Raw genomic sequence first — 19,076 nt, 5'->3', positions numbered from 1 at the left:
CTGCGCGCAGGCTAACGCTTGCCCCGCCGACCGGCTGGCGGGTGGCCTTCCACGATGAGCTGTGACTCGAAATCCGTCCACAGATCATCGCGCCGCTTCAGTGCCTCGGACACCGCCTTGTGCCGCAGCTGGGCCACGGCCGACACCAGCGCGTTGCACAGGAAGAACGCGGCGGTGTACGAGTCGAACGGCGATGCGTTGGACGTGCGCACCTGCAGCCGGTGGTGGGACAGCGCGGCCAAGGGCGCTGCGGCGCTGTCGGTGATGGCCAGCACCTGGGCCCCCGCGTCGCGAAAGCGCTGCGCCACTTTCACCGGCCCGCTGGCGTAGCGGCGGATGCTGAAGACCAGCAAGGCGTCCTCGGGCTGGATCCACAGCAGCTGGTCGGTGGCGTCCACCGCGCCAGCCCCCAGTTCGTGCACGCCGGGGCGGCACATGTTCAGGTGCAGCGCCAGCCAGGCGGCCACCGGTGCGCTGTTGATCTGCGCCAGCACAAAGATGCGTCCTTTGCCCTGTGCAATGCGCGCCACCATGGCCTCGAAGGCCGCCATGTCCAGCCCGTCGCGCGTGGTGGTGAGGTTGTGCTGGTCGTGCAGCAGCGCATCGTCCACACACTGCTGCAGGCTGCGCCGGGTGCCGATGGTGACCGGCGCGCGCTGCCCGGCCGTTTGCAGCAGGGCGGTGACCTCGGCCCGCGCCTCGCGCTGGGCCTCGGCATAGCTGCCGTAGCCCAGCTTGGCAAACAGCCGCACCACGGTCGATGCACTGGTGCCAGTGCGCGCAGCGAGGGCGGTGGCCGATTCCAGCAGGGCGTGGGGGTAGTCGCGCCCCAGGGCCTCGGCCAGCGCCCGTTCGCTAGCTGTCAGGTCGGCGTCCTGGCGGGCCAGCCGCTCGGTCAGCAAGGCGCTGGATTCGTGCAATGATGATTTCATAAAATTCTCATTCGTGCAAAATACGTTGCAGAAGCCCGGGTCGCGTGCAACACTGCGACCCAAATTTTGCCCCTACCTGGGGCTTGCCCAAGGACAACGATGCTCAATACCCTGAACGAAGGTCTGCTGCCGGTGCGTGCGCAGGTCCTGGACTGGCTGGCCAGGCAGCAGCAGGCCATGCAAGACCTGTTGCAAAAAGTGGTCAATATCGAGAGCGGCAGCCGCAATGAGGCGGGCGTGACGGCCGTGGCCCATGCCCTGGCCGAGCGCCTGCAGGCGGCTGGTGTGCCCGTGCAGTTCGAGCCCGTGCCCGGCTATGGCGTGCTGCTGCATGTGCAGGTCAACCCGGCAGAGGGCGCTGCAGCCGGTGGAGCACCCATCATCCTCATGGGGCACATGGACACGGTGTTTCCAGATGGCACCGTGGCCAAGCGCCCCTACCGCGAAGAAGCGGGGCGCGCCTACGGCCCCGGCGTGGCCGATATGAAGTCCGGCCTGGTGCTCAACGTGTTTGTGGCCGAGGCCTTTGCTCGCTGCGGCGGCCTGCAGGCACCGCTGCACCTGTTCTTCTCGTGCGATGAAGAGATCGGTTCGCCCGCCACGCGTGACCTCATCATGGCGCGCGTGCGGGGGGCGCGTGCCGTGTTCAACGCCGAGCCGGGCCGCGTCAGCGGCAACGTGGTCACCAGCCGCAAGGGCTCGATGGTGGTGGAGTTCGAGGTTCAGGGCGTGGCCGCGCATGCAGGCATCAACCACGCCGCTGGCGCCAGCGCCATCGAAGCCCTGGCCCGCAAGACCTTGGCGCTGCATGCGCTGACCGACCCAGCCACGGGCGTCACCTGCAACGTGGGCGTGGTGCAGGGCGGCATCGTGCCCAACATGGTCGCCCCACACGCACGCGCCGAGGTGGACCTGCGCTTTACTGCCGACACCAACCCCGACGAGCTGCTGGAGCGCGTGCGCGCCATCGTCGAAGAAGAATCCGTGCCCCGCACCCAGGGCCGCATCACCACCACGCGCCGCACGATGCCCATGAAGCCCACACCGGACGACTTGCTGGCGCTGTACCAGCAAGGCGCAAGCGCGCTGGGCTTTGAGGTGCAAGGCGAATTCACCGGCGGCGCGGCCGACAGCGGCCTGACCGCATCGGTGGGCGTGCCCACGCTGTGTGCCACGGGCCCGGTGGGCGGACATGCACACACCGAACGCGAGTACTGCGAGCTGTCCACCTTTGTGCCGCGCGCGCAGGCCGTGGCGCTGGCCGTGCTGTCACACCCTTGATTCTTTCCGTATCTTTTCAACCTGTTTCTTGAGTTCTTTGACCGCCATGAACACCACACCTTCCCGCCGCCACCTTCTGACCACCGGACTGGGCCTTGCCGGCCTGGCCGCGCTGCCCGCCATGGCACAAGATAAGTTCCCTTCGCGCCCGATCACGCTGGTGGTGCCGTTCCCGCCCGGTGGGTCGGTGGACATCATGGCGCGCCAGTATTCCGAGCCGCTGTCGCGCGTGCTGGGCGTGCCCATCGTGGTGGAAAACCGCGCCGGCGCGGGGGGCTCGGTGGGCGCGCAGTATGTGGCGCGCTCCAAGGCCGACGGCTACACCCTGGTGGTGTCGTCGCAAAGCAGCCACCTGGCCAACCCGCTCACCCAGCCCAAGATTGGCTACGACCCGGTCAAGGATTTTGAAAACATCGCCATCCTGGGCCGCCAGCCCAACGCCCTGGTGGTGCACAGCAGCCTGCCTTTCAAGACCTTCAAGGAGTTCATCGACTACGCCAAGAAGAACCCCGGCAAGCTCAACTATGGCAGCGGTGGAGTGGGCAGCATGGGCCAACTCAACGTGGAAATGCTCAAGGTCTCCACGGGCGTGTTCACCACGCACATTCCTTACCGGGGTGGCACGCCGCTGATCACGGGCGTGCTGGGCAACGAGGTGCAGTTCATCCTCGACAACCTGGTCATCATGCTGCCGCACATCCAGGCGGGCAAGGTGCGCGCCCTGGCCGTAGCGGCCGACCAGCGCCTGCCCCAGCTGCCCGATGTGCCCACCATGGCCGAGGTCGGTCACCCCGAGCTGAACCTCACCTCATGGACGGGCTTGGCCGCGCCCGCGGGCACGCCTGAAGCGGTGGTGCAGACGCTGTACAAAGCCGTGCGCCAGGTTGCCACATCGCCCGCCATGGTGACGAACCTCAAGGAGCGCGGCGTGATCGTGCCCGAAGAGATGCCACCCGCCGCGTTCGAAAAGATGATGGCAGAGCGCCTGGTGAAGTTTGGCGACGTGGTGCGCAAGGCAGGCATCACCGCCGAATAATGCGGTGTTGCTCTGAACTTTAAGTGTTTTTGGCTGCTAGCGCTGATTGGATAAGCGCTAGCAGCTATCAAAACAATAGTTGATAAGCCGATGGGACAATGCTGCCCATGACAGCCGCACTCCACACCCCCACCGCGCCCACCACCCTCACCATCACCCGCCCCGACGACTGGCACCTGCACGTGCGCGACGGCGAGCCCCTGCACACCGTCGTGCCCCACACCGCCGCCCAGTTCGGTCGCGCGATCATCATGCCCAACCTGCGCCCGCCGGTCACCACGGCCGAGCAGGCCATGGCCTACAAGCAGCGCATCCTGGCCGCCGTGCCCGCAGGCATGAGCTTTGAGCCGCTGATGACGCTCTACCTGACCGACAACCTCCCTCCCGAGGAAATCGTGCGTGCCAAGGCCGCAGGCGTGGTGGCCTGCAAGCTCTACCCCGCCGGTGCCACCACCAACAGCGACGCGGGCGTGACCGACCTGCGCAAGACCTACAAAACGCTCGAAGCCATGCAGAAGGCCGGCATGCTGCTCTTGGTGCACGGCGAGGTGACCAGCAGCGACATCGACCTGTTCGACCGCGAGGCCGTGTTCATCGAGCAGCAGCTCATCCCGCTGCGCCGCGACTTCCCCGAGCTGAAAATCGTCTTCGAGCACATCACCACCAAGGACGCGGCCGACTACGTGATGCAGGCTGACCGCTATACGGCCGCCACCATCACCGCGCACCACCTGCTGTACAACCGCAACGCCATCTTTTTGGGCGGCGTGCGCCCGCACTACTACTGCCTGCCCGTGCTCAAGCGCGAAACCCACCGCGTGGCCCTGGTGCAAGCCGCCACCAGCGGCAGCAGCAAGTTCTTCCTGGGCACCGACAGCGCACCGCACCCCGCGCACCTCAAGGAACACGCCAGCGGCTGCGCAGGCTGCTACACCGCCCACGCCGCCATTGAGATGTATGCCGAGGCGTTCGACAACGCCGGTGCGCTCGACAAGCTCGAAGGTTTCGCCAGCTTCCACGGCCCCGACTTCTACAGCCTGCCGCGCAACACCGGCAGCATCACCCTGCGCCGCGAGTCGTGGACACCGCCCGATAGCTTTGCGTTTGGCGAAGCTGAGCTCAAGCCCCTGCGCGCTGGTGAAGCCCTGCCGTGGCGGCTGGTGTAAGCGAAGCCTTCGACGCCATCGACTGGAGCGCCCCCTGGCTGGCGCCGTGGCGCAATCAGGGCCAGCCCGTGGCGCAGCAGCTGCAGCACGATACTGCAGTGCACCGGGCGTTGCAGGCCGCAGCGCCGCCAGCGTTGCCGGTGGGTTTTGTGCCCCAGTCCGAGCTGCCCGAAGGCACGGCCTACGAGCAGTACATCTGGGACACCCGCCGGGTGCCCACGCGCGACAACCTGCACGACTTCTTCAACGGCCTGGTCTGGCAACAGTTTCCGCACACCAAGCGGCGCCTGAACGAGCTGCAGGCCCGGGCCATCGCCGCCGATGGTGTGCAGGCTGTGCGCGGGCCCTTGCGCGATGCGCTCACGGTGTTTGACGAGAACGGCGCCGTACTGCAAGCGCCGCCCGTGCTGTGGGCCGCGCTCAGGGTGCGAGACTGGCAGCGCCTGTTCATCGACCTGCGCCCGCTGTGGGGGCAGGCCCGGCTGGTGGTGTTCGGGCACGCGCTGCTTGAAAAGCTGGTTATCCCTCGAAAACCCATGGTGGCGCATGTGTATCAGGCGCCAGTAGCTATTGAATCAATAGCAATTTTGGATGCTTGGCTGGCGCAGGAAATTCAGCCGCAGCCGTGGTCTGCCAAGCCCTTCACCCCGCTGCCCGTGCTGGGCGTACCCGGCTGGTGGCCCGCCAACGCTACGCCGGACTTTTATGCCGACACCCAGGTGTTCCGCCGGCCCCGGGCTGTGTCAGGGGGCTAATTCCCGTCAACGCTTGTGTGATAAGGCCTGTGCGCGGGTTTGCACCTACCATAGCGCGATGAAATCGCGGCCATGGGGCTGCCAGGGGCGTGCAGTGGCCCCAGCAGCGGGTGTTTGGTGCTTGAAGCGCAGCACCCGGCCCCCATCTGAGCCAGCAAACACTTGTTGTTGTTTACCCCACGGAGAAACCATTCCATGAAGCGGATCCTTTTGTTTGTGATGACCAACCTGGCCGTCGTTGTCGTGCTGGGGGTGGTGGCCAGCCTGCTGGGCGTCAACCGCTACCTCACGGCCAACGGGCTCAACCTGGGCGCGCTGCTGGGCTTTGCGCTCGTCATGGGCTTTGGCGGCGCCATCATCTCGCTGCTCATCAGCAAGCCCATGGCCAAGTGGACCTCGGGCGTGCGCGTGATCGACGGCTCCGGCTCGCCCGACGAGCGCTGGATCGTCGAGACCGTGCGCAAGTTCGCCACCGAAGCCAAGATCGGCATGCCTGAAGTCGGCATCTTCGAAGGCGACCCCAATGCGTTTGCCACGGGCGCGTTCAAGAACTCGGCTCTGGTGGCGGTGTCCACGGGCCTGCTGCAAGGCATGACGCGCGAAGAGGTCGAGGCCGTGATCGGCCACGAGGTGGCCCACATCGCCAACGGTGACATGGTCACCATGACGCTGATCCAGGGCGTGATGAACACCTTTGTGGTGTTCCTGTCGCGGGTGATCGGCTATGCGGTCGACAGCTTTCTGCGCAAGAACGACGAGAGCAGCTCGGGCCCCGGCATCGGCTACTACGTGACCACCATCGTGCTCGACATCCTGCTGGGCTTTGTGGCCGCGATGATCGTGGCTTGGTTCAGCCGCCAGCGCGAGTTCCGTGCCGATGCAGGCGCGGCGCAACTGATGGGCCGCCGCCAGCCCATGATCAATGCCCTGGCCCGCTTGGGTGGCATGCACCCGGCCGAGCTGCCCAAGAGCATGGCCGCCATGGGCATTGCCGGTGGCATTGGCAAGCTGTTCAGCACCCACCCGCCCATCGAAGAGCGCATTGCTGCGCTGCAGAACGCGCAGCAGCAGGGCTGATCCGGTTCAACCTGGCCCTTGAAGGCCGCTGCAGGGGTTGCCCTGCGGCGGCCTTTTTGTTTCTGGGTGGGTTGTCGGCCTTGTGGGGCGGCTCAAGGGTTTGTAACCTTTTGTCGATAACCAGTGGAAACCCAATCCCGCATGCCGTGCGGGCAGCAGCGGGTTGCCGATCCTTATTCCCACGAGAACACCTTATGTCCATCTCCCACGCACGTGTTGCGGTCCGCCTGGCCCTGGCCTTTGGCGTTGTCTGTCTGGTCATGTCGCTCTCGGCCGCCGTCGGTATCTGGCGGCTGGCGGGGCTGCAGGACATTGCCGACGACCTGGGCGGCGCATCGTCCGAGCGCGCGCTGCTGGCGCGTGAGCTGCACGCCATCGTGGTGCTGAGCTCCGCACGCGCCGAAACACTGCTGGAGATCGACAACCCCGCCTACGCGGCGCGCATCGACGCGGACCGCAAAACCACGTCGGCCCGTTCTTCCGAAGTGCGCAAGCGCCTGGACGAGCTGGCGGCAGACCCGGAATCCCAGGCCTTGTTCGATGCCATCGACAAGGCAGGCAACGGTTTTCGCACGGTGCGGGACGACCTGGTCAAGCGCCGCAAGGCGGGTGAGGCCCTGCCCCCCGACGCCATTGCCAACCAGCTGCGGCCTGCGGCCGATGCCTATGCCGCCTCGGTGAACAAGCTGGCCGAGTACCAGCGCCAGCGTGTGGCCGAGGCCCGCGAGGCTGCCGCCCGCAGCGAGAGCCAGGGCATCACGCTGCTGGCCGCAGGCTCGCTGGTGGGGCTTCTGCTGAGCCTTGCCTGCGCCTGGCTGCTGTCGCGGTCCATCCTGCAGCCGCTGGCCCATGCGTCCGAGGTGACCGACCGCATTGCCGAGGGCGACCTCACCTCTCCCGTGCCCGCGCCGCAGGCGGGCAGCCGCGACGAACTGCAAGCCCTGCTGGCGCGCCTGGGGGGTATGCAGGCGCGGCTGGCGGAACTGGTGGTGGGCATGCGCCAGGCCAGCACCTCGGTGGCCGGTGCCAGCAGCGAGATCGCGGCGGGCAACAGCGACCTGTCGGCCCGCACCGAGCACACAGCTTCCAATCTGGAAGAAATCGCCGCCAGCATGGAAGAACTGCTGGCCACCGTGCGCCACAGCGCCGACGCCGCAGCGCAGGCCAGCACCCTGGCCACCGGTGCCAGCAGCGTTGCCCAGCGCGGGCGCGAGGCAGTGGACCGCGTGGTGGGCACCATGGATGGCATCGCGCTGTCGTCGCGCCGCATTGCCGACATCACCAGCGTGATCGATGGCATTGCGTTCCAGACCAATATCCTGGCGCTGAACGCGGCCGTGGAAGCGGCCCGTGCCGGTGAGCAGGGGCGGGGCTTTGCGGTGGTGGCCAGCGAGGTGCGCAGCCTGGCCCAGCGTTCGGCCACGGCGGCCAAGGAGATCGGGGGCCTGATCAGCGACAGCGTGCGGCAGGTGGACGAGGGCACCAAGCTGGTCCATGCAGCGGGCGGCACCATGGGCGAGATCGTGAACTCGGTGCAGCAGGTGGCCACCATCATTGGCGAGATCAGCACGGCGGCGCGTGAGCAGACCACGGGCCTGAGCCAGGTGGGCGAGGCCGTCTCGCAGCTCGACCAGATGACGCAGCAGAACGCCGCGCTGGTGGAAGAATCCTCCGCCGCAGCCCAGGGCCTGCGCGTGCAGGCGCAGCAGTTGGCCGAGCTGGTTGAGGCCTTCCGCCTGCCCGCTGGCAACGCGCTGCGCTGAGCTGGGCAGGGCAGGGCGGAGAGCAGGAGCGTACCGCTCTACTTCACCTCCACCCGCCAGCGCCGCCGTGGCGCACGCAGCGCATGGCGCTTGCGGTACTCGGCCGGGGCCATGCCGGTGTAGCGCACAAAGATGCGCCGGAACGCCGCCGGGTCGGCGTAGCCGCAGGCTACGGCAATGCTGGGCACGCTTTCCAGCGTCACCTCCAGCATCACCCGGGCACGCGCGCAGCGCAGGCCGTGCAGGTGGTCCAGCGGCGACTGCGACAGCTCTTGCTGAAAATGCCGCAGCAGGGTGCGTGTGCTCACCGATGCGGCCTCGGCCAGCCGGTCCAGCGAGTAAGGCTGGTCCAGGTGCGCCTCCATGAAGGCGATGGCGCGGGCCAGGGTGCTGTCACGCGTGGCGGGGATGTGCTGTTGTGCGTTGGCCTGCAGCGCCGCGCGGGCGCGCTGGTGGTCGGGGGTCATCACGGTCTCGCAGGCGGCGGCCAGCTCCGGCCCCAGCGCCTGGCGCACCAGGGCAATGGCCAGCAGGTTCACGTTGCTGGGCAGTGCGCAGCTCAGCCAGGGGCCGTCGTCCGACAGGTCCTGGCCCAGGCTGTGGCCGATGCCCGGGAAGTCCCGTTCAAACCCCGCTATGTAGAACCAGGGCAGGCAGGCCTGGCGCCCATTCAGCCGCCCGCTTTGCGCCGCCAGCCAGGCGCCATTGCCCATGGTGAGCAGCTTTTGCCCTGCGTCCAGCGCAATGCCCAGCTGGCGTGACAGCGGCTGGTGGCGGGCTGCCACGGCACGGATGGCCGGGATGTCCGGCGCGTGGAACGAAGGGATGAACAGCGCCCGGGTGGGGGCCAGTGCCGCATCCTTGTCATCTGGCAATGTGTAGGCTGCCAGGGGGCTCGGCAAGGGTGCCAGGGGCAGGCCCTCGGCGTCCAGCAGGCGCCAGGCAAGGCGGGGTGCTTGTGCACCCAGCCGCTGGCTGGCCAGCAGGTTGGCGCCGCGCAGCAGGTCGATGAGCTGCAGGGCACTGCCTGCGGCCGATTCGGGCAGCAGCGGGATGTCCACGCGGAACACCGGGGGCTTGGGCGGCGCCGAAGGCAAGGACGAAGGTGACGGTGGCATGGCGATATTGGCTCTGTGTATGGCGATTTTCGCTTGTCATGAAGGCAGCGTGCGCTTTTAGCATGAACGTGCTTTTCGCTTCCCCACCCAGGCCCTCGTGGCTGTTCACTCCCTACGGATCTGCCCATGCACAAACCCCTCTCTGCCATCGCGATTGTCGCCAGCCTCGTCGCCAGCGGGCTGACTTTTGTCTCTTCGGCCCAGGCCCAGGCGCTGGATGCCGCGGGCCTGCAGACCATCGACGCCGCGGTGAGCGCCGTGGCGCCCAAGATGGTCAGCTGGCGCCGCGACATCCATGCCCACCCCGAACTCTCAGGCCAGGAAGTGCGCACCGCCAAGCTCGTGGCCGAGCACCTCAAGAAGCTGGGCATGGAAGTGCAGACCGGCGTGGGCGGCACGGGCGTTGTGGGCACGCTCAAGGGCGGCCTGCCCGGCAAGGTGGTGGCCCTGCGCGCTGACATGGACGCGCTGCCTGTGCTGGAGAACACCGGCCTGCCCTTTGCGAGCAAAGCCAAGGCCACCTACCTCGGCAAGGAAGTGCCCGTGATGCACGCCTGCGGCCACGACGCCCACACCGCCATGCTGATGGGCGCGGCCGAAGTGCTGGCCGGCATGAAGGCCCAGCTGCCCGGCACGGTGAAGTTCATCTTCCAGCCCGCAGAAGAGGGCGCGCCCGTGGAGGCCGATGCCAACGGCAAGGTGCCCAGCTTCGGCGCCAAGGCCATGATCGAAGCAGGTGCGCTCAAGGACGTGCAGGCCATCTACGGCCTGCACATCACCTCCAACCTGCCGGGCGGCGTGGTGGGCTACCGCAGCGGCCCGCTGATGGCCGGGTCGGACAACATCACCATCCATGTGGAAGGGCGGGGCGGCCATGGCTCGTCGCCCTGGGCCACCATCGACCCCATCGTGGCCGCCAGCCAGGTGGTGATGGGCCTGCAGACCGTGGTGAGCCGCCAGCTCAACATCAGCCAGGAACCGGCCGTGGTCACCATCGGCCAGATCCAGGGCGGTACCCGCTACAACATCATCCCCGACAAGGTGGAGATGATGGGCACGCTGCGCACGTTTGACGAAGACATGCGCCAGGAAGCACTCAAGCGCATCACCACCACGGCCGAGTCAATCGCTGCCGCCAGCGGCGCCAAGGCCAGCGTGCGTTTTGGCCCCGTGGCCTACCCCGTGACCACCAACCCTGCGCAACTCACGCAGGCGTCGCTGCCCGCACTGAACCTGGCCATGGGCGGCAAGACCATGGTGATCCCCAAGGTGGCGGGCTCGGAGGACTTCTCGGAGTTCCAGAAGGTCGTGCCCGGCTTCTTCTACTTCCTGGGCGCACCGCCCAAGGGCAAGGAATTTGCCAAGGCGCCACCCAACCACTCCGCGCTGTTCGACATCGACGAAGACCAGCTGCCGACCGGCGCACGCAGCCTGGCCGCGCTGGCCGTGGACTTCCTGCAGCGCAAGTAAGAAGCGAAAAGCAGAGGGGCGCCGCGCGGCTCAGGCCGTGCGGCGGGGCGAAGCCAGTCGGCTGCCGATGAGCAGGCGAAACGGCAGCAGCAGCGCCACGCCCAGCCCCAGCTTCACCGCGAGGTCACCCAGTGCCCAGGTGATCCACGGGTCGCTGGTGCCCCCAAACGCAATGCTCCAGAACACGGCGGTGTCCAGCACCGCTGCGAGCAGCGTGGCTACCAGGGGCGCGCGCCACCAGGTGCCATGGCGCAGACGGTCAAACACGCTGATGTCCAGCCACTGCGAGAGCAAAAACGCCGAGCCCGACGCGATGGCAATGCGCACCGGCGCCAGCACCAGCGAGGCGGCCACCGCCACCGCAAACCCCACCCACGCCACCCGCCGCGCCTGCTGCGGGCCGTGGGCGCGGTTGACCAGCTCGCTCACCAGAAAGGCCACCGGGTAAGTGATGGCACCCCAGGTGAGCCAGTTGTTGATGGGGAACTGCACAAGGATGTTGGACGCCAGCACCACGGCGGCCATGACCAGCGTGGCCGCTGCGAATGACGGCCGTTTGGAGGACCACATCACGCGGCAATGCCCAGCAGGCTGCGCGCCACCGCCTCACCCACCTTGATGCCATCCACGCCCGCCGACAGAATGCCGCCCGCGTAGCTGGCGCCTTCGCCCGCCGGGTACAGGCCCGGCGTGTTCAGGCTTTGCAGGTTCTCGCCACGCCCGATCTTCAGGGGCGATGAGGTGCGCGTCTCCACGCCCGTCAGCACCGCGTCGTGCATGTCAAAGCCCTTGATCTTGCGGCCGAACACGGGCAGCGCCTCGCGCAGCGCCGCGATGGCGTAGCCGGGCAGGGCGGCGTGCAGGTCGCCCAAGGCCACGCCGGGCTTGTACGAAGGCTCCACGCTGCCCAGCTGTGTGGACGGTTTGCCTGCGATGAACTCGCCCACCAGCTGGCCCGGTGCGCTGTAGTCGCGCCCGCCCAGCACAAAGGCGTTGGATTCGAACTGGCGCTGCAGCACGCTGCCCGACAGGGGGTGGAACTGCCCGGCGGGCAGGGCCTCCACGCCATAGGTCTGGCCCAGGTGGGTTTCAAACGCCTGCGCATCCTGCGGGTAGTCGCGCGGGTCGATGCCCACCACCATGCCCGCGTTGGCATTGCGCTCGTTGCGCGAATACTGGCTCATGCCGTTGGTGACCACGCGGTTGGGCTCGCTGGTGGCGGCCACCACCGTGCCGCCGGGGCACATGCAGAAGCTGTAGACCGCGCGGCCATTGGCGGCATGGTGCACCAGCTTATAGTCGGCCGCGCCCAGCAGCGGGTGGCCCGCGTGGCGGCCCCAGCGGGCGCGGTCGATCACGCCCTGCGGGTGCTCGATGCGAAAGCCGATGGAAAAGGGCTTGGCCTCCATGGCCACGCCGCGCTCATACAGCATGGCAAACGTGTCGCGCGAGCTGTGGCCCAGCGCCATCACCACGTGGTCGGCACGCAGCTCGGTGGTCTCGCCCGTGGCCTGGTTCAGCACCTTCAGGCCGCGCAGGTGGCGGGCTTCACCGGTGCCTTCGATGATCACGTCCGTCACGCGCTGCTCAAAGCGGATCTCGCCGCCCAGCGCAATGATCTGCTCGCGCAGGTTCTCCACCACCTTCACCAGCTTGAAGGTGCCGATGTGCGGGTGGGCGACGTACAAAATCTCTTCGGGCGCACCGGCTTTGACGAACTCGTTCATCACTTTGCGGCCCAGGTGGCGCGGGTCCTTGATCTGGCTGTAGAGCTTGCCGTCGCTGAAAGTGCCGGCGCCGCCTTCGCCAAATTGCACGTTGCTTTCGGCATGCAGCTCGCGCTTGCGCCACAGGCCCCAGGTGTCTTTGGTGCGCTCGCGCACGGTCTTGCCGCGCTCCAGCACGATGGGCTTGAAGCCCATCTGCGCCAGCACCAGGGCCGCAAAGATGCCGCAGGGGCCAAAGCCCACCACCACGGGGCGCAGGGGCAGGTCTGCCGGGGCCTGGCCCACAGGGTGCCAGGCCATGTCGGGCGTGGGCTGGATGTGCGGGTTGCCCGCAAACTGGGCCAGGAGGGCGGCTTCGCGCGCGGGCTGCGCGAGGGTGATGTCCACGATGTAGACCGCCAGCAGGTCGGCCTTGCGCGCATCAAAGCTGCGCTTGAAGACGTGCAGGTGGGCGATGTCGGTGTCCGCCAGGCCCAGGATTTGGGTGGCTGCGGCGCGCAGGGGCGCCTCGGGGGCTTCGGCCACGGTGAAGGGCAGCCGGATTTCGGAGAGTCGGATCATGTTCTTGCGGGCCCGTGTCGATCGGGCGGGTTGCAATGGCGTGGGGCCGCGATGATACGGGGTGCTCGCCACCCACGGAAGCCCTGGCGTGCAGGGGGTGTGGAGCCGTGTGCCTAAAAAGCTATCAAATCAATAGCTGCTAGCGCTTGATGGATAAGCGATAGAGGCACTTTTGACTCATATTTTTCGAGCTGTTGGAACTTCATCATCGCTGCCCGACTGCTGGCGCCAGCGCAGCTCTGCCACACCAAAGGCTATGGCCGCCAGCACCAGTGGCCCAAAGTAATACAGCGCCCGGTAGGCCAGCAGGGCCGCCAGCACTTCTTCCTGCCCCAGTGCCTGGGAGGCCAGCAGCGCCACGCCGACGGCCTCCAGCACACCCAGGCCCGCAGGCACGCGCAGCACCAGCCCGGCCACCGCCCCCAGCAACACGGTGGCCAGCGCGGCGGGGTAGCTCACCTGGTGTTGCAGCACCGTCCACAGCGCGGCGCCCATCAACATCCAGTTGGCGGCCGACACGGCCACTTGCCACAGCGCCACGGGCCAGCCGGGCAGCGGGAACGCGTGGCCTCTCAGCGTGAGGGCGCGGCCACTGCGCAGGCCACACAGCGCCACATAAGCCAGAGGCAGGAACCCCAGCACGGTGCCGCCAAGACGCCACTGCCAGGACTCTACAGCCCACCCGGCCACCGCAGGCGGCTGCCACGTCCACGCCAGCACGCCCGCCAGCAACAGGTAACCCACCCAGTTCGTTACGATGCTGGTGCCCACCACCTGACCGATCGTGCCGGGGTCCACGCCACGCCGGTCGTACAGTCGGTAGCGCACGCCCACGCCGCCAATCAGCGAGCCCAGGTTGAGCGTGAACGGGTAGCTCGTCATGGCGATGGCCAGCGTGGTGGCGCGCGGTAACCGGTGGCCGCTGCAATGGCGGCCCACCCAGTCAAAGCTGCCGTAGGTGAAGTGGCTCAGCAGCGCCAGCGCACCGCCCACGGCCAGTGCGGTGGTGGGCAGGTCGCGCAGCGCCTGCAGCACGGCGGGCCAGTCCACGGTGCGCGCCTGCCGAAAGATCAGCCCGGCCACCACCGCAAAAAAAGCGGCAGCGAACCCCCGGGTGACCCATGGCCACCAGGCCTGCTCCGGCCAGTGGCGCCAGCCGCGTGGGCTGCTGCTACTGGTGCTGCTGCTGGGGGCAGGTGATGCCATGGCGTCGGCGGTGCCCGTCTGGGTGTCCGCGGGCAGTGTGGAGGTGGCCATGGCGGGGGCTCCGGGGCGCCGTCAGGTGGCCGCGCTGCTGGCGGGCTCGGCCGACGACGTACCTGGGCTGGCCAGCGTGATCGTGGGCTCATGGTGGGGCAGCCAGCCCGCCCACGCCGGGAACCAGCGCATCAGGTGGTACACCGCATAGCTGCGCAACAGACGCAGTCCATTCCAATGGCTGGGCGCTGCAGCTTCGATCTGCTTGCAACTGGTGTCCATCAGGTGCGACAGGCGGCGGTGCAGGTGGGCGTTGAAGTCGCGGTCCTGGATGATCACGTTGGCCTCCAGGTTCAGCGACAGGCTCAACGGGTCGAGGTTGCTGGAGCCCACGGTGGACCAGTCCTCATCCACCAGCGCAACCTTGCCGTGCAGCGGGCGGTCGCAGTATTCGTACACCCGCACGCCCGCGCGTTGCAGGTGGTCGTACAGCAGGCTGGCTGCCGTCTTCACGATTGGCATGTCGGGCTGGCCTTGCAGGATCAGCCGCACGTCCACGCCCCGCTTTGCGGCCCGCCGCATCTCGCGGATGAAGCGGTAGCCCGGGAAGAAGTAGGCATTGGCAATCACCACTCGGCTGCGCGCGGCGCGCAGGGCCACGCGGTACTGGCGCTCGATGTCGTTGGTGTGCTGCTGGTTGTCGCGCGTCACAAACATGGCGTTGGCTGTGCCTGCGTGGGGGCGGCCGGTAATGTCTGTGGCGTGGGGGCGTTGGTGCGCGCTGCGGTCCAGCACCGCCTCGCGCGTGAAGCGGTGCATCTGCGCCACAACCGGGCCGCGCACCTGCACGGCGTAGTCCTGCTTGGCCTCGGGGCCGAAGTCGGCCATGTGGTCGGCTGAATAGTTGATGCCGCCGATGAAACCCAGCTGGCCGTCCACCACCACGATCTTGCGGTGCATGCGGCGCAGCACGTTCAGCCGCTGCCCGAGGAAGCGACGGCCCGGGTCAAAAATCCGAAAGCGCACACCCGCATCCACCAGACTGCCCACAAACTGGTCCGACAGATCGGGCGAGCCAAACCCGTCCACCAGCACGTGCACCTCTACCCCGCGCTGCGCTGCGGCCAGCAGGGCTGCATGCAGTTCCTGCCCGATCTTGTCCTCGAACAGGATGAAGGTCTCCAGCATCACCTCGCGCCGGGCCTGGGCAATGGCGTTGAACACACGCGGGAAGAACTCCTCGCCGTTTTCCAGCAACTCGAAGTGGTTGCCCGGAACCCAGCGGGATGAGCGTGGCAGGCTGAAAGCAGGGCGCTTCATAGCAGGATCTCCGCCGCCAAAGGCGCATGGTCCGAGAGCTTGTCCCAGGGTTTTTTGGGCAGTGACAGCGGCGCATGTACAGCGGCGTTGCGCACGTAGATGCGGTCCAGCGCCAGCAGCGGCATGGAGGCTGGAAACGTGCGCACCGCACGGCCAAAGGCCTGCACAAACACCTCTTGCAGGCCCGCTTCGCGGTGCAGGATGTCGTGCGCGCGGTTGCGCCAGTCGTTGAAATCCCCCGCCAGCACCACGGGCTCGTTGGCTGGGAAGCTGCGCAGCAGATCGCACACACGCAGCAGCTGCCGCTGTCGATGGGATTCCTGCAGGCCCAGGTGCACACAGACCGCATGCACCGGCAGGTGGTGGCCCGGCGGCTGCAGCACGCAATGCAGCATGCCGCGCCGCTCGGGCCCGCTGATGGAGATATCGTGGTTCTCGTAGTGCGTGATCGGAAACTTGGACAACAGCGCATTGCCGTGGTCGCCGTTGTCATACACCGCGTTGCGCCCGTAGGCGTATTGCGACCAGATGGTGTCCGCCAGAAACTCGTAGTGCGGCACTTGCGGAAAGTTGGAGAACCGGCTGGCATGGCGGTGGTGCGTGCCCAGCACCTCCTGCAGAAACACCAAATCGGCTGCCACATCCCGCACGGCATCCCGCAGCTCATGAAGCATGAAACGCCGGTTGAAGGTGGTAAAGCCCTTGTGCACGTTCACGGTGAGCACCTTGAACGCGATGGGCTGGGGATCGGTAGCGGCGGTGGTGGCCATGGGCAGTCAAACAATCTTTGGAGTGGGGCCCCCGCGAAGCCGCCGCGGTGTGCGCAATGGCCACCAGGGGCAGGCCGAGGGATGACTTGATTGTTTGGGCTGCACTGCCTTGCCGCTGTAGGACGGCTGGCCGTGGTTTTGTGCTGCTGGGGACGAAAAAAATGGGGCCTGATAGCCCCATTTCGTTCTGCAAAGTGCTGCCCTGGCGGCAGCGGCGCTTACGCCGGCAGGAACCCTTCGACCGACAGGTAACGCTCGCCCGTGTCGTAGTTGAAGCCCAGCACCTTGGCGCCCGCAGGCAGCTCGGGCAGCTTTTGCGCAATGGCGGCGAGCGTGGCGCCCGACGAAATACCCACCAGGATGCCCTCTTCGCGCGCAGAGCGGCGTGCGTATTCACGGGCCGGTTCGGCATCGACCTGGATTACACCATCGAGCATGCTGGTGTCCAGGTTCTTGGGAATGAACCCCGCGCCAATGCCCTGGATGGGGTGGGGCGACGGTGCGCCCCCCGAGATCACCGGCGACGCCGTGGGCTCCACCGCAAACACCTTCAGGTTGGGGAACTTGGCTTTGAGCACCCGCGCCACGCCGGTGATGTGGCCGCCTGTGCCCACGCCGGTGATCAGCACATCGATGCCATCGGGGAAGTCCGCCAGGATCTCCTGCGCCGTGGTGCGCACATGCACATCGATGTTGGCGGGGTTCTCGAACTGCTGGGGAACCCACGCGCCGGGTGTCTGCGCCTGCAGTTCTTGTGCGCGGGCAATCGCGCCCTTCATGCCCTTCTCCCGCGGGGTCAGGTCAAACTGCGCGCCATAGGCGAGCATTAGGCGGCGGCGCTCGATGCTCATGCTGTCGGGCATCACCAGAATCAGCTTGTAGCCCTTGACGGCGGCCACCAGAGCCAGGCCGATGCCGGTGTTGCCGCTGGTGGGCTCGATGATGGTGCCGCCGGGCTTGAGTGCGCCGGACTTTTCAGCGTCTTCCACCATCGACAGTGCGATGCGGTCCTTGATGGAGCCGCCAGGGTTGCTGCGCTCGGACTTCACCCACACGTTGGCCGCCGGGCCAAACAGGCGGTTGATGCGCACGTGGGGCGTGTTGCCGATGGTTTGCAGAATGTTGTCAACTTTCATGGCGTCTCCTGTGAGTGGCAAAGAAGGGGGTTGATCCAATCCAGCCCTTCAGAACAAATCCGTTCGGGCTGAGTCTGTCGAAGCGGGGCGCGATGGCGAACTCTTCCACAAACTCAAGCGAACGAGTTCCCGGGCTGGCATTGCGGCACCACGCGCATTCTGAACCAGTTGTTCTACAGCCTTGGTGATATGGATATAGCCAAGGCATCCACCCCAGTCTCTGCAACCCGGCTTACAGCTGCGGGCTGATCTCCACCAGCATGGCTTTGTCCACTGGCGTGATCTGCACCCGCACCGGCAAACCCAGTGCAATCGTCTGCGCGTTGGTGGCCGTGTGCTGCGTCACCTCCGTGCAGGTGTAGCGCGCGGCCTGCCCGCTGCGCCACACCGCCAGGGCCAGCGGCAGCATCCACTGATCGGCCAGGTGCGGACCCAAGGTACCCGCGCTGCGCTGGTAGGCGCGCACTTCATCCACCAGCCGCTTGGCTACCTGCTCGGCCGACAGGCTGCGCTCGCCCAGCTGGCAGAACACCTCGGTGATGTGCTCGTACTCCAGCGTGGCGATCAACGCGTTGCCCGGGCCTTCGTTCTGACGCGTAGGGGGCTGGCGCAGTCGGCCGGATTCAAAGGTCCAGCCCATGCGCTGGCCCAGCGCGTCCAGCTCCCGCGTGGCAATGTTGCGCGCCAGGCCCGGCACCAGTGCCTCGCCCCAGGCGTCTTGCAGCGGGCCGCGCTCCAGCACATCCACGGGCGTCAACGGCAGCGCTGCGGGCGTGATGTGCGCCAGCAGCTCGCCACCCCCGGCGGGGTAGAAGCCGCGCCGCTGCAGTTGCAGATCCAGGCCCACGCCCAGCCGTCGCACCAGCGGTGCAAACGCCCGCTCCAGAAAATCAAACGGCGGCGCCATCGGGTTGTGCGTGCCGCCCGAGAGTTGCACGCGGCTTTCTCCATCGGCCAGCATCAACGCGGGCAACACCGTCTGCAGCACCAGCAGGCAACTGCCCGCCGTCGCGATCTGAAAGCGGTAGTCGCCTGCGCGCACGGCGCTGGGCGTGAACAACAGCGTTTGCGACCCCAGCTCGGCCCCGTCGGCCTGCCCACCGCACACGGCCATGGCCGCCTGCACGGAGGCCAGGTGCTGGCGCATCAGCCCCGGCTTGGGTCGCCCCGCACGGATGCGTGTGATGTGCAGCGGTCGGCCAGTGACCGTGGAAAGGGCCAGGCCGGTGCGAAGGATCTGGCCGCCGCCCTCGCCGGTGGAGCCGTCTAGACTCAAAATAAATTTGTCCATGTACCTAGTGTCCAGAGGACTTGGTATGAGCTTCGGCCGCGGCAAGATTTGAAAGAGCGCTATCGAGCTTTTGGAGATGCTCTTTCAGCAAGGACCGAGAGTGCTCTGCCTCGTCGCTCCACCACCATGGGAAAGACTGACTGTCACTCAGCGCTTTGACTGTAGTTGCTGCACTCTGGACCACGCAAATAACGTGCTCCTTGGAGACCAAGTGATGATTTGCTTGAAAGTGGATAAAGCTATTTCGCAGCTGATTCAACGCACCTATCCAATGATCTACTTCCTCGGTCAAGACTACGGTAAGGCTTTCATCGTGGTTTGCCTTTGCAGTTCTCTTAACGTCTGCGTAAAGCTCCATAAAGTAGTTCAAACGCACCTCCGGGTACTCACGGTTTAGTGTCTCGTCAGCTCGTTGCTCATCATGAACCGCCCCGGGTTTTGAGGAGGCTCTTTTCTCTGAGAGGATTGAGCTATGA

The 19,076-nt window shown here is 66.7% G+C and carries 17 protein-coding genes; 7 read left to right on the top strand and 10 right to left on the bottom strand.

The genetic code is table 11. From position 1 onward, the window contains the following. Positions 1 to 11 precede the first annotated feature (11 nt). Positions 12 to 932 carry a MurR/RpiR family transcriptional regulator gene (locus ACODS0_RS10555; RefSeq protein WP_488834791.1) on the bottom strand — a complete coding sequence of 307 codons (921 nt, stop codon included), beginning with the start codon at positions 930 to 932 and terminating at the stop codon, positions 12 to 14. A gap of 99 nt (positions 933 to 1,031) precedes the next feature. Here ACODS0_RS10555 and ACODS0_RS10550 point away from each other — a divergent pair, with 99 nt between their 5' ends. From ACODS0_RS10550 to ACODS0_RS10525, 6 genes are all read left to right on the top strand, one after another. Beyond that, the gene (locus ACODS0_RS10550) at positions 1,032 to 2,213 is read left to right on the top strand and encodes a M20 family metallopeptidase (protein ID WP_488834789.1); all 1,182 of its coding nucleotides are present in this window, start codon (positions 1,032 to 1,034) and stop codon (positions 2,211 to 2,213) included. A 46-nt stretch (positions 2,214 to 2,259) separates the two neighbouring features. Further along, positions 2,260 to 3,249 carry a Bug family tripartite tricarboxylate transporter substrate binding protein gene (locus tag ACODS0_RS10545; protein ID WP_055400813.1) on the top strand — a complete coding sequence of 330 codons (990 nt, stop codon included), beginning with the start codon at positions 2,260 to 2,262 and terminating at the stop codon, positions 3,247 to 3,249. Between the two features lie 98 nt (positions 3,250 to 3,347). Then, positions 3,348 to 4,415 carry a dihydroorotase gene (gene pyrC / locus ACODS0_RS10540; protein WP_488834785.1) on the top strand — a complete coding sequence of 356 codons (1,068 nt, stop codon included), beginning with the start codon at positions 3,348 to 3,350 and terminating at the stop codon, positions 4,413 to 4,415. Further along, a complete protein-coding gene (locus tag ACODS0_RS10535) occupies positions 4,400 to 5,170 on the top strand; it encodes a DUF3025 domain-containing protein (protein ID WP_488834783.1) in 771 nt (256 codons plus the stop codon). The genes pyrC and ACODS0_RS10535 overlap by 16 nt, the downstream gene beginning before the upstream one ends. Before the next feature lie 195 nt (positions 5,171 to 5,365). Continuing rightward, entirely contained in the window at positions 5,366 to 6,247 is an 882-nt protein-coding gene (htpX, locus tag ACODS0_RS10530; RefSeq protein WP_010462430.1) for a protease HtpX, read from the top strand. Positions 6,248 to 6,441: 194 nt separating this feature from the next. Continuing rightward, complete coding sequence (locus ACODS0_RS10525; protein WP_121422284.1) at positions 6,442 to 8,010, top strand: methyl-accepting chemotaxis protein; 1,569 nt, start codon at positions 6,442 to 6,444, stop codon at positions 8,008 to 8,010. A gap of 38 nt (positions 8,011 to 8,048) precedes the next feature. Here the strand turns inward: ACODS0_RS10525 and ACODS0_RS10520 are convergent, their stop codons facing one another. Then, complete coding sequence (locus tag ACODS0_RS10520) at positions 8,049 to 9,128, bottom strand: GlxA family transcriptional regulator (protein WP_488834779.1); 1,080 nt, start codon at positions 9,126 to 9,128, stop codon at positions 8,049 to 8,051. A gap of 126 nt (positions 9,129 to 9,254) precedes the next feature. Between ACODS0_RS10520 and ACODS0_RS10515 the strand changes: the two genes are divergently transcribed. After that, entirely contained in the window at positions 9,255 to 10,598 is a 1,344-nt protein-coding gene (locus tag ACODS0_RS10515) for an amidohydrolase (protein ID WP_488834776.1), read from the top strand. A gap of 30 nt (positions 10,599 to 10,628) precedes the next feature. On the opposite strand, the gene ACODS0_RS10510 is transcribed toward ACODS0_RS10515, so the two are convergent. The 8 genes from ACODS0_RS10510 to ACODS0_RS10475 form a co-directional block, all read right to left on the bottom strand. Beyond that, positions 10,629 to 11,168, bottom strand: a complete 540-nt coding sequence (locus tag ACODS0_RS10510) for a VUT family protein (protein ID WP_488834774.1) — start codon at positions 11,166 to 11,168, stop codon at positions 10,629 to 10,631. Beyond that, positions 11,168 to 12,886: an NAD(P)/FAD-dependent oxidoreductase gene (locus ACODS0_RS10505; RefSeq protein WP_488834772.1), complete on the bottom strand. Its 1,719-nt coding sequence runs from the start codon at positions 12,884 to 12,886 to the stop codon at positions 11,168 to 11,170. Before ACODS0_RS10505 ends, ACODS0_RS10510 begins: the two co-directional genes overlap by 1 nt. Before the next feature lie 177 nt (positions 12,887 to 13,063). After that, positions 13,064 to 14,143, bottom strand: a complete 1,080-nt coding sequence (locus tag ACODS0_RS10500; protein WP_488834771.1) for a lysylphosphatidylglycerol synthase transmembrane domain-containing protein — start codon at positions 14,141 to 14,143, stop codon at positions 13,064 to 13,066. Positions 14,144 to 14,164: 21 nt separating this feature from the next. After that, the gene (gene clsB / locus ACODS0_RS10495; RefSeq protein WP_121507564.1) at positions 14,165 to 15,403 is read right to left on the bottom strand and encodes a cardiolipin synthase ClsB; all 1,239 of its coding nucleotides are present in this window, start codon (positions 15,401 to 15,403) and stop codon (positions 14,165 to 14,167) included. Then, positions 15,400 to 16,173, bottom strand: coding sequence for an endonuclease/exonuclease/phosphatase family protein (locus ACODS0_RS10490; RefSeq protein WP_121422291.1), 774 nt, complete (start codon positions 16,171 to 16,173; stop codon positions 15,400 to 15,402). Before ACODS0_RS10490 ends, clsB begins: the two co-directional genes overlap by 4 nt. Positions 16,174 to 16,391: 218 nt before the next feature. Then, complete coding sequence (cysK, locus tag ACODS0_RS10485; protein WP_488834767.1) at positions 16,392 to 17,309, bottom strand: cysteine synthase A; 918 nt, start codon at positions 17,307 to 17,309, stop codon at positions 16,392 to 16,394. A 232-nt stretch (positions 17,310 to 17,541) separates the two neighbouring features. Next, positions 17,542 to 18,600 (bottom strand): RNA 3'-terminal phosphate cyclase, encoded by a 1,059-nt coding sequence (gene rtcA / locus ACODS0_RS10480; protein ID WP_488834765.1) that lies wholly within the window; start codon positions 18,598 to 18,600, stop codon positions 17,542 to 17,544. 4 nt (positions 18,601 to 18,604) lie between these two features. Beyond that, positions 18,605 to 19,076 (bottom strand): hypothetical protein (locus ACODS0_RS10475; protein ID WP_488834764.1); only part of this gene is annotated, 472 nt, incomplete at its 5' end.

The sequence above is a fragment of the Acidovorax sp. FG60 genome (genome assembly GCF_057808995.1).
The sequence above is the reverse complement of the archived record's forward strand: the minus strand, read 5'-3'. Positions and strand labels throughout refer to the sequence as shown.